Below are 13,957 nucleotides of genomic sequence, written 5' to 3'. Positions count from 1 at the left end.
GTTTTCGATAAAGAGAATTAATAACACTATGGCGCAATTTTACGTTGCAAAACAGCGCGTGACGACGCAACAACGGATCACCGTCACCATTGAGGCGCTCGATCCGTTCGGACAAGGGGTGGCGCGTCACAAGGGCAAAACCCTTTTTGTCGCCGGTGCCCTGCCTGGGGAACAGGCGGAGGTCATGCTGACAGAGGATAAACGTCAATTTGCCCGGGCGAAAGTGACACGACTGATTAGCCGCAGTCCGGCGCGCGTCACGCCGCGCTGCCCACATTATGAACGCTGCGGCGGCTGCCAGCAGCAGCATGCCGATGTGGCGCTGCAACAGCAGAGCAAAGCCCAGGCGCTGAGCCGGATGCTGCGTCAGGCCGCCGCACAAGACGTGGCGGTGGATGAGGTGATCGCCGGTCAGCCCTGGGGCTATCGTCGTCGCGCCCGTCTGGGGCTGCAATGGCAAAATAAGGCGCAGCGGTTGCAGATGGGCTTCCGTCAGGAAGCCAGCAACGATCTGGTTGATATTCAGCAATGCCCCATTTTAGTGCCCGAACTTGAGGCTTTACTGGTTCCATTGCACCAGTGTCTCAGTGACTTACGCGCCGTCAGGCGTCTCGGGCATGTGGAGCTGGTGCTGGCAGACAACGGGCCGCTGATGATTCTGCGCCATCTTGATGCGCTGCATGCGGATGACCGTGAAAAACTGGAACAGTTTTCGCATAAGCATCAGCTGATGCTGTTCCTGGATGCGGGCGAGGAAGAGTTGAGTGCGTTAAATGAGTCGACGCCGTTTTATCAATCTCACCAGCTTAAGCTAACCTTCAGCCCACAGGATTTTATTCAGGTTAACGATGGTGTTAATCAGCAGATGGTCGCGAAGGCAATTGCCTGGCTCGATCTGCAGCCGGAAGACCGGGTGCTGGATCTGTTTTGCGGCATGGGAAACTTCACACTTCCTATAGGAATCTTCGTACATAATGTGGTTGGTGTGGAGGGGATTGCAGCATTAGTGCGGCAGGCAGCGTATAATGCTGATTTGAATAATCTTAAAAATGTCAGTTTCTATCAGCATAATCTGGAAGAAGAAGTGTCGCGCCAGCCGTGGGCGGCACAGGGATTTAACAAGGTATTACTCGATCCGGCACGCGCCGGGGCTGCGGGCGTAATGGCGCATGTGGTTAAACTTGCACCAGATCGCGTGGTCTATGTTTCGTGTAATCCCACCACACTCGCCCGCGACAGCCAGACATTGCTGTCGGCAGGCTACCAATTGGAAAGGGTCGCGATGCTGGATATGTTCCCACATACCCGTCATCTCGAATCCATGGTGCTGTTCAGAAAAACATAAGCGATGTATGTCGTTGTGCAGGAGAGGTTATGGTTGCGGTCAGAAGTGCGCATTTAAATACTGAGGGGGATTTCGCCCTCGACCAGTGGATCGCCAGTCTCGGTATTGCCAACCCGCAATCATGTCAACGTGTGGCCGAGACCTGGCGCTACTGCGAAGCGCAGACGCAGGGCCATCCTGATCAGTCGCTGCTGCTGTGGCGCGGTATTGAGATGGTTGAAATCCTCTCAATGCTCAGCATGGATATCGAAAGCCTGTGTGCGGCGCTGATTTTCCCGCTGGCTAACGATGAAGTGGTGAGTGAAGAGGAGCTGGAAACCGCCGTCGGCAAAGGCATTGTCTCGCTGGTACACGGCGTGCGCGATATGGACGCTATCCGCCAGCTGAAAGCGATCCACAACGACTCCATGGCCTCTGAACAGGTGGATAACGTTCGCCGCATGCTGCTGGCGATGGTGGAAGATTTCCGCTGCGTAGTGCTGAAGCTGGCTGAACGCATCATGAACCTGCGCGAAATGAAAGATGCGCCGGAAGATGAGCGGGTACTGGCCGCCAAAGAGAGCACCAATATCTATGCGCCACTGGCCAACCGTCTCGGTATTGGTCAGCTCAAATGGGAGCTGGAAGATTACTGCTTCCGCTACCTGCATCCCGACGAATATAAGCGCATCGCCAAATTACTGCATGAGCGGCGTATTGACCGTGAGCAGTACATCGAAAACTTCGTCAGCAATCTGCGCAAAGAGATGGTCAAAGAGGGCGTGCGCGCCGAAGTCTATGGCCGTCCGAAACATATCTACAGCATCTGGCGCAAGATGCAGAAAAAATCGCTGGCCTTTGATGAGCTGTTTGACGTGCGGGCGGTGCGCATCGTCGCCGATCGCCTGCAGGATTGCTACGGTGCGCTGGGTACGGTGCATACGCTCTATCGCCATCTGCCCAGCGAGTTTGATGACTACGTCGCTAACCCCAAACCCAACGGCTACCAGTCGATTCATACGGTGGTGTTAGGGCCGCAGGGCAAAACGGTGGAGATCCAGATCCGTACCCGCCAGATGCATGAAGATGCCGAGCTGGGCGTGGCGGCGCACTGGAAATATAAAGAGGGGCCAACTTCCAGCAGCGCGCGTGGCGCGGCCGGTCATGAAGAGCGGATCGCCTGGCTGCGTAAGCTTATCAGCTGGCAGGAAGAGATGGCGGACTCCGGCGAACTGCTGGAAGAGGTCCGCAGCCAGGTGTTCGATGACCGGGTCTACGTCTTTACCCCGAAAGGCGACGTGGTGGATCTGCCCGCTGGATCGACGCCGCTCGACTTTGCCTATCATATTCACAGCGACATCGGTCACCGCTGCATCGGCGCGAAAATCGGTGGCCGCATCGTGCCGTTCACCTACCAGCTGCAGATGGGCGATCAGGTTGAGGTGATCACCCAGAAGCAGCCGAACCCGAGCCGCGACTGGCTCAATCCGAATCTGGGCTACATCACCACCAACCGTGGACGCTCGAAGATCCACAACTGGTTCCGCAAGCAGGATCGCGACAAGAATATTATCGCCGGACGGCAGATTCTGGATAACGAACTGAATCAGCTGGATATCAGCCTGCGCGAAGCCGAAAAACTGCTGTTGCCGCGCTATAACGTGACCTCGCTTGAAGAGCTGCTGGCGGCGATTGGCGGCGGCGATATTCGTCTTAACCAGATGGTTAACTTCCTGCAGGCGAAGCTGAACAAGCCGAGCGCCGAAGAGGAAGATCGCGAAGCGCTGCGTCAGCTGACCCAGAAATCGTACACTCCCTCTTCACGCAAAGAGAGCGGACGCGTCGTCGTGGAAGGCGTGGGCAACCTGATGCACCACATTGCCCGCTGCTGCCAGCCGATTCCGGGGGATGATATTGTCGGCTTCATCACCCAGGGGCGCGGCATCTCTATTCACCGCGCCGACTGCGACCAGCTGGCTGAACTCATTTCGCATGCGCCGGAACGTATCGTCGATGCGGTGTGGGGCGAAAGTTACTCCAGCGGCTATTCGCTGGTGGTGCGCGTGACCGCCAACGATCGCAGCGGCTTACTGCGTGACATCACCACCATTCTCGCCAACGAGAAAGTGAATGTCCTGGGCGTCTCAAGCCGCAGCGACACCAAAAAACAGCTGGCGACCATCGACATGGATATCGAGATCTACAACCATCAGGTACTGGGACGTGTCCTGGCGCGTCTGAACCAGGTCTCTGATATCATTGACGCCCGTCGCCTGCACTGATATTCAGGCAGGCACTGAGGCAACCGGCAGCTGGAGGTTGCGCAGGCGTTTTCTGCACCACCAGACACGGCCGGACGCGGTGAATAGCGTCCTGCCGTGTTGTACGCTTTGCCTCTTCGCCCGTTGCCTGTCATCTCACTAATCAAGGATCCTCCTGAATGAACGCTATTGAGCGCCTGCTTGGCATAATGAAAACCCTGCGCGATCCACAACATGGCTGTCCGTGGGATCGTGAACAGACCTTCGCCACCATCGCGCCCTATACGCTGGAAGAGACCTACGAAGTGCTGGACGCTATCCAGCGCGAAGATTTTGACGATCTGCGCGGTGAGCTGGGCGATCTGCTGTTTCAGGTGGTGTTCTATGCGCAGATGGCCAGCGAACAGGATCGCTTTAATTTTGAGGATGTCTGCCACGCAATCAGCGACAAGCTGGAGCGCCGTCATCCACACATTTTTGGCGATGCCACAGCAGAAACCAGCAGCGAAGTGCTGAAAAACTGGGAAGCGATAAAAACCGCTGAGCGGGCTGACAAAGCCCAGCATTCGGCGCTGGATGATATCCCTAAGGCACTGCCCGCACTGATGCGCGCCCACAAGATTCAGAAGCGTTGTCACAATGTCGGATTCGACTGGACCACGCTGGGGCCGGTGGTGGCTAAGGTGCATGAAGAGATTGATGAAGTGATGCACGAGGCACAGCAGAGCGTGGTGGATGGTGAGAAGCTGGAAGAGGAGATTGGCGACCTGCTGTTCGCCACGGTTAACCTGTCGCGCCATCTGGGCAGCAAAGCGGAAACTGCGCTGCAAAAGGCCAACGACAAGTTTGAGCGCCGCTTCCGCGAAGTCGAAGCGATCATCGCTGCACAGGGGTTAAGTATGCCGGGTGCCACGCTGGAGCAGATGGAGGCCGCCTGGCAGCAAGTGAAACGGGGCGAGAAGCGCTGATTATTCCAGCGCTGTGCATAAAGTCACCGCTTTCGCTTACTCGATTCAGCCTGACGGCAACTTTGTGACGCACGTCAACATTTCATTGGCGGCTATCGGCTATGTTAGCCGCAGCAATGCGTTGGAGGATGGCGGTGATTCATCAATTGTGGCTGATAGCGGTTTCCAGTATACTGTTTTCCCGTCCTGGTTATTCCACCGTCTTTAAACCTAAACTCTCAGGTTCAGCATGACAACGAATTATATTTTTGTGACCGGCGGGGTCGTTTCCTCTCTGGGTAAAGGCATTGCCGCAGCCTCCCTCGCAGCCATTCTCGAAGCCCGTGGTCTGAACGTGACCATCATGAAGCTGGACCCGTATATCAACGTGGATCCAGGCACCATGAGCCCGACGCAGCACGGTGAAGTTTTCGTCACTGATGACGGCGCTGAAACCGATCTGGATTTGGGTCACTACGAGCGCTTCATCCGTACCAAAATGTCGCGTCGTAACAACTTCACCACTGGCCGTATCTACTCAGAAGTCCTGCGCAAAGAGCGCCGTGGCGACTATCTGGGCGCAACCATTCAGGTTATTCCGCACATCACCAACGCCATCAAAGAACGCATTATTGAAGGCGGTGAAGGTCATGATGTGGTACTGGTCGAAATCGGCGGCACGGTCGGGGATATCGAATCACTGCCGTTCCTGGAAGCGATTCGCCAGATGGCCGTTGATGTGGGCCGCGAACACACCATGTATATGCACCTGACGCTGGTGCCGTATATGGCGGCTGCCGGTGAAGTGAAAACCAAACCGACCCAGCACTCGGTGAAAGAGCTGCTGTCGATTGGTATTCAGCCAGACGTGCTGATTTGCCGTTCTGACCGTGCCGTACCGGCCAACGAACGCGCTAAAATCGCCTTGTTCTGTAACGTCCCTGAAAAAGCGGTTATCTCGCTGAAAGACGTTGATTCCATTTACAAGATTCCTGGCATGCTGAAATCGCAGGGCCTGGATGACTATATCTGCAAGCGCTTCAACCTGAATGCACCGGAAGCCAACCTGGCCGAATGGGAGCAGGTGATCTACGAAGAAGCCAATCCGGGTGGTGAAGTCACCATCGGTATGGTGGGCAAGTATGTGGAATTGCCGGATGCCTACAAGTCGGTCATCGAAGCGCTGAAACATGGCGGCCTGAAAAATCGCGTCACCGTGAACATCAAACTGATCGATTCGCAGGATGTTGAATCACGCGGTGTCGAATTACTGAAAGATCTGGATGCGATTCTGATCCCGGGTGGCTTCGGTTACCGTGGCGTGGAAGGCAAGCTGATGACCGCGCAGTATGCACGTGAAAATAACGTGCCGTACCTGGGCATCTGCCTGGGCATGCAGGTTGCGCTGATGGAGTTCGCCCGCAATGTCGCCGGGATGCCGGGCGCAAACTCCACGGAATTTGTGCCAGACTGTAAATATCCGGTGGTGGCATTAATCACCGAATGGCGTGACGAAGATGGCAACGTCGAAGTCCGCAGCGAGCAGAGCGATCTGGGCGGCACCATGCGTCTGGGCAGCCAGCAGTGTCAGTTAACGCCGGGCAGCCAGGTTCGCCAGCTCTACGGCTCTGACACTATCGTTGAGCGCCATCGCCACCGCTATGAAGTGAACAATATGCTGTTAAAGCAGATTGAAGCAGCCGGTCTGCGCGTAGCAGGTCGCTCTGGTGATGATCAACTGGTTGAGATTATTGAGATCCCGAACCATCCGTGGTTTGTGGCCTGCCAGTTCCATCCTGAGTTTACCTCGACCCCACGCGACGGCCATCCGTTGTTTGCCGGCTTTGTTAAAGCCGCACATGAGCATCAGAAGCGTTTAGCGAAGTAAGTTTCACAGGCAGCGCGCGAACTTTTCGCGCGTTGCTTGTCTTAGGATTGACTAACTTGTACTGAGGAAAATCGTAATGTCCAAAATCGTAAAAGTCATCGGTCGCGAAATTATCGACTCACGTGGTAACCCGACTGTTGAAGCTGAAGTGCATCTGGAAGGCGGTTTCGTAGGCCTGGCAGCTGCGCCATCAGGTGCCTCTACCGGTTCACGCGAAGCGCTGGAACTGCGTGACGGTGACAAATCACGTTATCTGGGCAAAGGCGTAACCAAAGCCGTTGCTGCAGTAAACGGTCCGATTGCTGAAGCGGTAAAAGGCAAAGACGCGAAAGATCAGGCGAACATCGATAAGATCATGATCGACCTGGACGGTACTGAGAACAAATCTAACTTCGGTGCTAACGCCATTCTGGCTGTTTCACTGGCAGCTGCTAAAGCCGCTGCAGCCTCTAAAGGTCAGCCGCTGTACGAGCACATCGCTGAACTGAACGGCACCCCAGGCAAATACTCTATGCCACTGCCAATGATGAACATCATCAACGGCGGCGAACATGCCGACAACAACGTCGACATCCAGGAATTCATGATCCAGCCGGTTGGTGCTCCGAACCTGAAAGAAGCCATCCGTATGGGTTCTGAAGTGTTCCACAGCCTGGCAAAAGTGCTGAAAAGCAAAGGCATGAGCACTGCAGTGGGTGACGAAGGCGGCTACGCGCCTAACCTGGGTTCCAACGCCGAAGCGCTGGCTGTTATCGCTGAAGCGGTAAAAGCAGCAGGCTACGAGCTGGGCAAAGACATCACTCTGGCGATGGACTGTGCGGCATCTGAGTTCTACAAAGATGGCAAATACGTTCTGGCCGGTGAAGGCGGTAAATCGTTTACCTCTGAAGAGTTCACCCACTTCCTGGAAGATCTGACTAAACAGTATCCGATCGTTTCTATCGAAGATGGCCTGGACGAATCTGACTGGGACGGCTTCGCTTACCAGACCAAAGTACTGGGCGACAAAATCCAGCTGGTGGGTGATGACCTGTTCGTTACCAACACCAAAATCCTGAAAGAAGGTATCGATAAAGGTATCGCTAACTCCATTCTGATCAAATTCAACCAGATCGGTTCTCTGACCGAAACTCTGGCTGCGATCAAAATGGCGAAAGACGCGGGCTACACTGCCGTGATCTCTCACCGTTCAGGCGAAACCGAAGATGCGACCATCGCTGACCTGGCGGTAGGTACTGCAGCGGGCCAGATCAAAACCGGTTCAATGAGCCGTTCTGACCGTGTTGCTAAGTACAACCAGCTGATCCGTATCGAAGAAGCGCTGGGTTCTAAAGCGCCATTCAACGGTCTGAAAGAAGTTAAAGGTCAGTAATGACTGTGCGTTGATGTCGCGCTAAGTGACATCATCGACCCCTGAAGCCCCGCCTTGTGCGGGGCTTTTTGTTGGTGGCGGTGTGCAGACGCAGATGGCAAGGCCCGATCGTATAAGCGGCATCTCTGCCGGCCCGGTCCGCGCGATTACATACCTCATCCCTGAGGTGCGACCATTACCGGGCCAACGCTTTGCGTTGTTCAAAAACGCTCCCGGCGTTTTTTTCCTGAGCGCGGGACGCTTTGCTCTTCGGTCCTGGCCATCCACGTTCTGAGCCTGTCAGCCGTCTGAAGCCCCTCTTTTGTGTTTTGTCCGGCGCGGAGAAAAGGCACAACGCGTGGTTGAGCTGCGCGGCAAATCTGCCATAATCAGCGCCCTGTTTTTTTCAAGCGAGTCCGTAATGCAATACCCGATTAACGAAATGTTCCAGACACTGCAGGGCGAAGGTTATTACACCGGCGTGCCTGCCATTTTCATTCGTTTGCAGGGATGCCCGGTGGGCTGTAGCTGGTGCGATACCAAACACACCTGGGAAAAGCGGACAGATCGGGAAACGTCGCTGGGCGATATTTTGATCAAGACGGTGGAAAGCGACGCATGGGGGGATGCCGACGCGGCGACCCTGGTGAGTGCCATTGCGCAGCAGGGCTGGACGGCACGTCATGTGGTCATCACCGGTGGTGAACCGGCGATTTACGATCTGCGTCCGTTAACCACTGCGCTGGAGCAGCACGGTTTCCAGTGCCAGATTGAGACCAGCGGAACCCACGAGATTCACTGTTCTGAACGGACCTGGGTGACCGTCTCGCCGAAGGTCAACATGCGCGGCGGCTACGATGTGCTGCCCCAGGCGCTGAGCCGGGCCGATGAAATCAAGCATCCGGTGGCGCGCGAGCGTGATGTGGAAGCGCTGGATCGGCTGCTGGCAGGCATTGATGACACCAAAGCGCGTATCATCGCCCTGCAGCCAATCAGCCGCAAAGATGATGCAACCCGGCTCTGTATTGAGACCTGCATTGCCCGTAACTGGCGTCTGTCGATGCAGACCCATAAATATCTCAATATCGCCTGATCCTGATAACGCGGCACGCAATGAGCCGTTAACCACAGGGAAGCGTTGAGCGTCAGAGGCGGGATGGAGAGAAGAGCCGTGTCGGATCGAAGGGTTCGATCCGACAGGGTTAGCCGCGGTAAACGCAGCCTGCGGTGCAGGTTTCTTTGATCATCACCGCGCTAAGCAGCGGCAGTTGCGGCTTCATCTGATCCCAGATCCATTTCGCCAGCACTTCGCTGGTGGGATTTTCCAGGCCGGGAATATCATTCAGATAGTAGTGGTCCAGCCGATTGTAGACAGGCTTAAACGCCGCCTTCAGCTCAGCAAAATCCATAACCCAGCCGGTATGCGCATCCACTTCGCCGGTAATCTCCAGACGAACCAGGAACGAATGACCGTGCAGACGGCCACATTTGTGTCCGGCCGGCACATTCGGTAGATGATGCGCGGCTTCGAACTGGAACTCTTTAAACAAGGTGGTAGACATAATGGTTCTCAGACATTAAAAAACCGCTGAATTCTACCTGATTACCGCTTTTTTCGCACCCGAACCGCACAAACCGATACTTTTCCTGCGCGTTTATACAGTGTCGTCCAGCTAATTAACTGATATATCACCGCTTTGCTTACCACTTTTAACGATTATTCCTACCTGGAAAACCATTTAGTCATTTTGGTTATTTGATATGTCGAAGGTGTATTTAATCGTTAATATACGGACCGGTAACCTACGCACTCTTCCGCCATTTTACGGTCCGGACTTCTGATACTGGAATTTTTAACGCAATGACGACTCAGGCACCTGGTTCAATGCTTCCGCTCTCCCCGGAACAACTCGCTCGCTTACAGGCGGCGACGACAGATTATTCCCCGACTCAACTGGCGTGGCTGTCAGGCTATTTCTGGGGCAGGGTGGAACAGACCCCGGGTAGCGCCGTCGCCAGCACTGCATCTGCTCCGGCTCCGGCTCCGGCTCCGGCCGAAGCGCCCGCCATTACGCTGCTTTCCGCTTCCCAGACCGGCAACGCACGTCGTCTGGCTGAGCAGTTGCGTGATGACCTGCTGGCCGCAAAGCTGAACGTAAACCTGGTGAATGCCGGTGATTACAAGTTCAAACAGATTGGCCAGGAAAAAATGCTGGTGGTTGTAACCTCCACCCAGGGCGAAGGCGAACCGCCAGAAGAGGCGGTGGCGCTGCATAAATTCCTGATGTCAAAAAAGGCACCGAAAATGGAGGGTGCCGCCTTCGCAGTGTTTGGCCTGGGCGACACCTCTTATGAATTCTTCAGCCAGGCGGGTAAAGATTTTGACAGCCGACTGGCGGAGCTGGGCGGCGAGCGTCTGCTGGATCGCGTCGATGCAGATGTTGAGTATGCAGAGCAGGCCGCCGCCTGGCGCAATGCACTGACGGAAATTATCAAGAAACGCGTGCCGACCGAATCCCCGGCGCAGGCTGCGGCGACAGCAGCCGGCAGCGTCAACGAAGTCACCACCAGCCCCTATACTAAAGAGTCGCCGCTCAGCGCGAGTCTGGCGGTGAATCAGAAAATTACCGGACGGGATTCAGATAAAGATGTGCGCCATATCGAAATCGATCTGGGCGATTCCGGTCTGCGCTACCAGCCTGGCGATGCGCTGGGCGTCTGGTATGAGAACGACGCGGCGCTGGTCAGCGAACTGCTGGAGCTGGTCTGGCTGAAAGGCGATGAGCCGGTAGAGGTTCAGGGGAAAACCCTGCCGCTGGCGGAGGCGCTGCAGAAGTATTTCGAGCTGACGGTTAACACCGCGCAGATCGTGGCGCAGTATGCCCAGCTGTCACGCAACGCGGAGTTGCTCTCACTGGTGGATGATAAAGCCAGGCTGCAGCACTATGCGCAGCACTATCCGATTGTGGATATGGTGCGCCTGGCACCGTCCGAACTCAGCGCTGAACAGCTGACCGGACTGCTGCGACCGCTGACGCCGCGACTCTACTCTATCGCCTCTTCGCAGGCTGAAACCGATACCGAAGTGCATATCACCGTCGGTGCCGTTCGCTTTGATATTGAAGGTCGCCAGCGTGGCGGCGGTGCATCGACCTGGCTGGCCGATCGCATCGAAGAAGAGGGCGAAGTCCGGGTCTTCATCGAACACAACGACAACTTCCGCCTGCCGGCTAATCCGGATGCGCCAGTGATCATGATTGGTCCGGGCACCGGCATCGCGCCGTTCCGCGCCTTTATGCAGCAGCGCGACAACGACGATGCCAGCGGCAAAAACTGGCTATTCTTTGGTAATCCGCACTTCACCGACGATTTCCTCTATCAGGTGGAGTGGCAGAAATATGTGAAGGATGGTCTGCTGACCCATATCGACCTCGCCTGGTCACGCGATCAGGCAGAGAAGATTTACGTACAGGATAAGATCCGCGCGAAAGGGGCCGAAGTGTGGCGCTGGATTGAAGAGGGCGCGCATCTTTATGTCTGTGGCGACGCGAATCGTATGGCAAAAGACGTCGAGCAGGCATTGCTGGATGTGGTGGTCGAACACGGCGGAATGGATCGTGAAACGGCCGACGAATTTTTAAGTGAGCTGCGCATTGAGCGCCGTTATCAGCGAGACGTTTACTAATGAGCGATAAACACCCTGGACCGCTGGTTGTAGAAGGCAAATTAGCAGACGCTGAGCGTCTGAAGAAGCAGAGCAACTATCTGCGCGGCACCATTAAAGAAGATCTGGAAGAGGGTCTGACCGGCGGTTTTACCGGCGACAACTTCCTGCTGATTCGTTTTCACGGCATGTACCAGCAGGACGATCGCGATATTCGTGCCGAACGTGCGGAGCAGAAGCTGGAGCCGCGCCACGCCATGATGCTGCGTTGCCGGTTGCCGGGCGGCATCATTACGCCGACTCAGTGGCTGGCCATCGACAAATTTGCCACCGATAAAACCATCTATGGCAGCATCCGTCTGACTAACCGTCAGACCTTCCAGTTTCACGGCATTCTGAAGAAGAACGTCAAGCCGACGCATCAGATGCTGCATGAGGTGGGGCTGGATGCGCTGGCGACCGCCAACGACGTTAACCGTAACGTGCTCTGTACGTCGAACCCGGTTGAGTCGGAACTGCATCAGGAAGCGTATGAGTGGGCGAAGAAACTCTCTGAGCATCTGCTGCCACGCACCCGAGCCTATGCGGAGATCTGGTGGGATAAAGAAAAAGTCGCCACCACCGACGAAGAGCCGATCCTCGGTGAAACGTATCTGCCGCGTAAATTCAAAACTACCGTGGTGATCCCGCCGCATAACGACGTGGATCTGCACGCCAACGATCTGAACTTTGTCGCTGTCGCCGAGCACGGCAAGCTGGTGGGCTTTAACCTGCTGGTGGGTGGCGGGCTGTCGATTGAGCACGGTAACAAAGCGACCTATGCGCGCACCGCCAGCGAGTTTGGCTATTTCCCGGTGGAGAAGATCCTCGACGTTGCCGAGGCGGTGGTCACGACGCAGCGCGACTGGGGCAACCGTACCGACCGTAAAAACGCCAAAACCAAGTACACCCTGGAACGCGTTGGCGTCGAGACCTTTAAAGCAGAAGTTGAAAAACGGGCAGGCGTGACGTTTGAGCCGATCCGTCCTTATGAGTTCACCACCCGTGGCGATCGCATTGGCTGGATTAAAGGCATCGACAACAAATGGCACCTGACGCTGTTTATCGAAAATGGTCGCCTGCTCGACTATCCGGGCCGACCGCTGAAAAGCGGCATCGCTGAAATTGCGAAAATCCATCAGGGCGATTTCCGCCTGACCGCTAACCAGAACCTGATTGTGGCCGGCGTGCCGGAAAGCGAAAAAGCGCAGATCGAAGCAATCGCGCGCGAACATGGTCTGATGGATCACGTTACGGCACAGCGCGAAAACTCGATGGCCTGCGTGGCGTTCCCGACCTGTCCGCTGGCGATGGCAGAAGCCGAGCGCTTCCTGCCTGCCTTCGTGACCAAAGTGGAAGGGATCATGCATGCGCATGGCGTTGGCGATGAGCACATAGTGTTACGCGTTACCGGTTGTCCCAACGGCTGTGGCCGTGCCATGCTGGCTGAGCTGGGGCTGGTGGGTAAAGCGCCAGGTCGCTACAACCTGCATCTGGGTGGAAACCGCAGCGGAACGCGTATTCCCCGCATGTACCGTGAAAACATTAACGAAAGCGAAATTCTCGCCACCATTGATGAGCTGGTGGGACGCTGGGCCACTGAGCGCCAGGCCGCTGAAGGCTTTGGTGACTTCACCATCCGCGCGGGCATTGTTGCGCCGGTGCTGGACCCGGCACGCGATTTTTGGGAGGAAGCAAAATGAGTCACCCCGACCTCGCAGCACTGAATGAGATGTCCAAAGTCCAGCGTGCTATGGCGCTGGCCGCGACCAATGCGCAGCTGGAGAAGTCATCAGCGGAAGAGCGGGTCAGCTGGGCACTGGAGAATCTGCCGGGTGCCTACGTGCTCTCCTCCAGTTTCGGTATTCAGGCCGCGGTGTCGCTGCATCTGGTGACGCGTCAGCAGCCCGATATTCCGGTGATCCTGACCGACACCGGCTATCTGTTCCCGGAGACCTATCGTTTTATTGATGAGCTGGCGGACCAGCTCAATCTCAACCTTAAAGTGTTCCGCGCCGAAACCTCACCGGCCTGGCAGGAAGCGCGCTACGGCAAACTGTGGGAGCAGGGCGTCGAGGGGATTGAGAAATATAACGAGATCAACAAAGTTGAGCCGATGAATCGCGCCATTGAAACCCTGGGCGCACAGACCTGGTTTGCCGGATTGCGCCGCGACCAGTCGGGCAGCCGGGCGAATCTGCCGGTGCTGGGCGTCCAGCGTGGCGTCTTTAAGCTGCTGCCGATTATCGACTGGGATAACCGCCAGATTCATCAGTATCTGGAGCAGCATAAGCTGAAGTACCATCCGCTGTGGGATGAAGGCTATCTCTCGGTGGGCGATACCCATACCACCCGCAAGTGGGAGCCGGGTATGGCAGAAGAAGAGACGCGCTTCTTCGGCCTCAAGCGCGAGTGTGGTCTGCACGAAGGCTGACGCAGGACTTCTCTCCCCGCACACAGGGAGAGAAGTTTTTGGCTGCAGT

Annotated in this window: 10 protein-coding genes; 9 read left to right on the top strand and 1 reads right to left on the bottom strand. The window is 56.0% G+C overall.

The genetic code is table 11. The features are described from left to right. The first annotated feature begins 28 nt into the window (after positions 1-28). The 6 genes from rlmD (at position 29) to queE (ending at position 8,864) form a co-directional block, all read left to right on the top strand. Positions 29-1,345, top strand: a complete 1,317-nt coding sequence (gene rlmD, locus ACO6VX_RS11460) for a 23S rRNA (uracil(1939)-C(5))-methyltransferase RlmD (RefSeq protein WP_022623802.1) — start codon at positions 29-31, stop codon at positions 1,343-1,345. A gap of 29 nt (positions 1,346-1,374) precedes the next feature. Continuing rightward, positions 1,375-3,606: a GTP diphosphokinase gene (gene relA / locus ACO6VX_RS11455; protein ID WP_010248576.1), complete on the top strand. Its 2,232-nt coding sequence runs from the start codon at positions 1,375-1,377 to the stop codon at positions 3,604-3,606. A gap of 158 nt (positions 3,607-3,764) precedes the next feature. Beyond that, positions 3,765-4,553 carry a nucleoside triphosphate pyrophosphohydrolase gene (gene mazG / locus ACO6VX_RS11450; RefSeq protein WP_010248574.1) on the top strand — a complete coding sequence of 263 codons (789 nt, stop codon included), beginning with the start codon at positions 3,765-3,767 and terminating at the stop codon, positions 4,551-4,553. 229 nt (positions 4,554-4,782) lie between these two features. Further along, the gene (pyrG, locus tag ACO6VX_RS11445) at positions 4,783-6,420 is read left to right on the top strand and encodes a glutamine hydrolyzing CTP synthase (RefSeq protein WP_010248572.1); all 1,638 of its coding nucleotides are present in this window, start codon (positions 4,783-4,785) and stop codon (positions 6,418-6,420) included. 76 nt (positions 6,421-6,496) lie between these two features. After that, a complete protein-coding gene (gene eno / locus ACO6VX_RS11440; RefSeq protein WP_010248571.1) occupies positions 6,497-7,792 on the top strand; it encodes a phosphopyruvate hydratase in 1,296 nt (431 codons plus the stop codon). A 400-nt stretch (positions 7,793-8,192) separates the two neighbouring features. Further along, positions 8,193-8,864 carry a 7-carboxy-7-deazaguanine synthase QueE gene (gene queE / locus ACO6VX_RS11435; protein WP_010248569.1) on the top strand — a complete coding sequence of 224 codons (672 nt, stop codon included), beginning with the start codon at positions 8,193-8,195 and terminating at the stop codon, positions 8,862-8,864. A 109-nt stretch (positions 8,865-8,973) separates the two neighbouring features. Here queE and queD read toward each other — a convergent pair whose 3' ends face one another. Beyond that, the gene (queD, locus tag ACO6VX_RS11430) at positions 8,974-9,333 is read right to left on the bottom strand and encodes a 6-carboxytetrahydropterin synthase QueD (protein ID WP_010248568.1); all 360 of its coding nucleotides are present in this window, start codon (positions 9,331-9,333) and stop codon (positions 8,974-8,976) included. Positions 9,334-9,632: 299 nt separating this feature from the next. On the opposite strand from queD, the gene cysJ reads away from it, so the two are divergent. Genes cysJ through ACO6VX_RS11415 form a run of 3 tightly spaced genes read left to right on the top strand, consistent with a single transcriptional unit; the run spans position 9,633 to position 13,908 of the window. Continuing rightward, positions 9,633-11,456 (top strand): NADPH-dependent assimilatory sulfite reductase flavoprotein subunit, encoded by a 1,824-nt coding sequence (cysJ, locus tag ACO6VX_RS11425; RefSeq protein ID WP_422431813.1) that lies wholly within the window; start codon positions 9,633-9,635, stop codon positions 11,454-11,456. Beyond that, the gene (gene cysI, locus ACO6VX_RS11420) at positions 11,456-13,177 is read left to right on the top strand and encodes an assimilatory sulfite reductase (NADPH) hemoprotein subunit (RefSeq protein WP_022623798.1); all 1,722 of its coding nucleotides are present in this window, start codon (positions 11,456-11,458) and stop codon (positions 13,175-13,177) included. The genes cysJ and cysI overlap by 1 nt, the downstream gene beginning before the upstream one ends. Next, complete coding sequence (locus tag ACO6VX_RS11415; RefSeq protein WP_010248562.1) at positions 13,174-13,908, top strand: phosphoadenylyl-sulfate reductase; 735 nt, start codon at positions 13,174-13,176, stop codon at positions 13,906-13,908. Before cysI ends, ACO6VX_RS11415 begins: the two co-directional genes overlap by 4 nt. The last annotated feature ends 49 nt before the right edge of the window (positions 13,909-13,957 follow it).

Source organism: Pantoea sp. BJFS-204 (assembly GCF_049310725.1).
Lineage (GTDB): Bacteria > Pseudomonadota > Gammaproteobacteria > Enterobacterales > Enterobacteriaceae > Pantoea > Pantoea agglomerans.
Note: the sequence above shows the minus strand (reverse complement) of the source record. Positions and strands in the feature narration are given on the sequence as shown.

Coding starts and splice junctions, on each gene's coding strand:
- rlmD (WP_022623802.1), top strand. CDS start 29: ATGGCGCAATTTTACGTTGCAAAACAGCGCGTGACGACGCAACAACGG.
- relA (WP_010248576.1), top strand. CDS start 1,375: ATGGTTGCGGTCAGAAGTGCGCATTTAAATACTGAGGGGGATTTCGCC.
- mazG (WP_010248574.1), top strand. CDS start 3,765: ATGAACGCTATTGAGCGCCTGCTTGGCATAATGAAAACCCTGCGCGAT.
- pyrG (WP_010248572.1), top strand. CDS start 4,783: ATGACAACGAATTATATTTTTGTGACCGGCGGGGTCGTTTCCTCTCTG.
- eno (WP_010248571.1), top strand. CDS start 6,497: ATGTCCAAAATCGTAAAAGTCATCGGTCGCGAAATTATCGACTCACGT.
- queE (WP_010248569.1), top strand. CDS start 8,193: ATGCAATACCCGATTAACGAAATGTTCCAGACACTGCAGGGCGAAGGT.
- queD (WP_010248568.1), bottom strand. CDS start 9,333: ATGTCTACCACCTTGTTTAAAGAGTTCCAGTTCGAAGCCGCGCATCAT.
- cysJ (WP_422431813.1), top strand. CDS start 9,633: ATGACGACTCAGGCACCTGGTTCAATGCTTCCGCTCTCCCCGGAACAA.
- cysI (WP_022623798.1), top strand. CDS start 11,456: ATGAGCGATAAACACCCTGGACCGCTGGTTGTAGAAGGCAAATTAGCA.
- ACO6VX_RS11415 (WP_010248562.1), top strand. CDS start 13,174: ATGAGTCACCCCGACCTCGCAGCACTGAATGAGATGTCCAAAGTCCAG.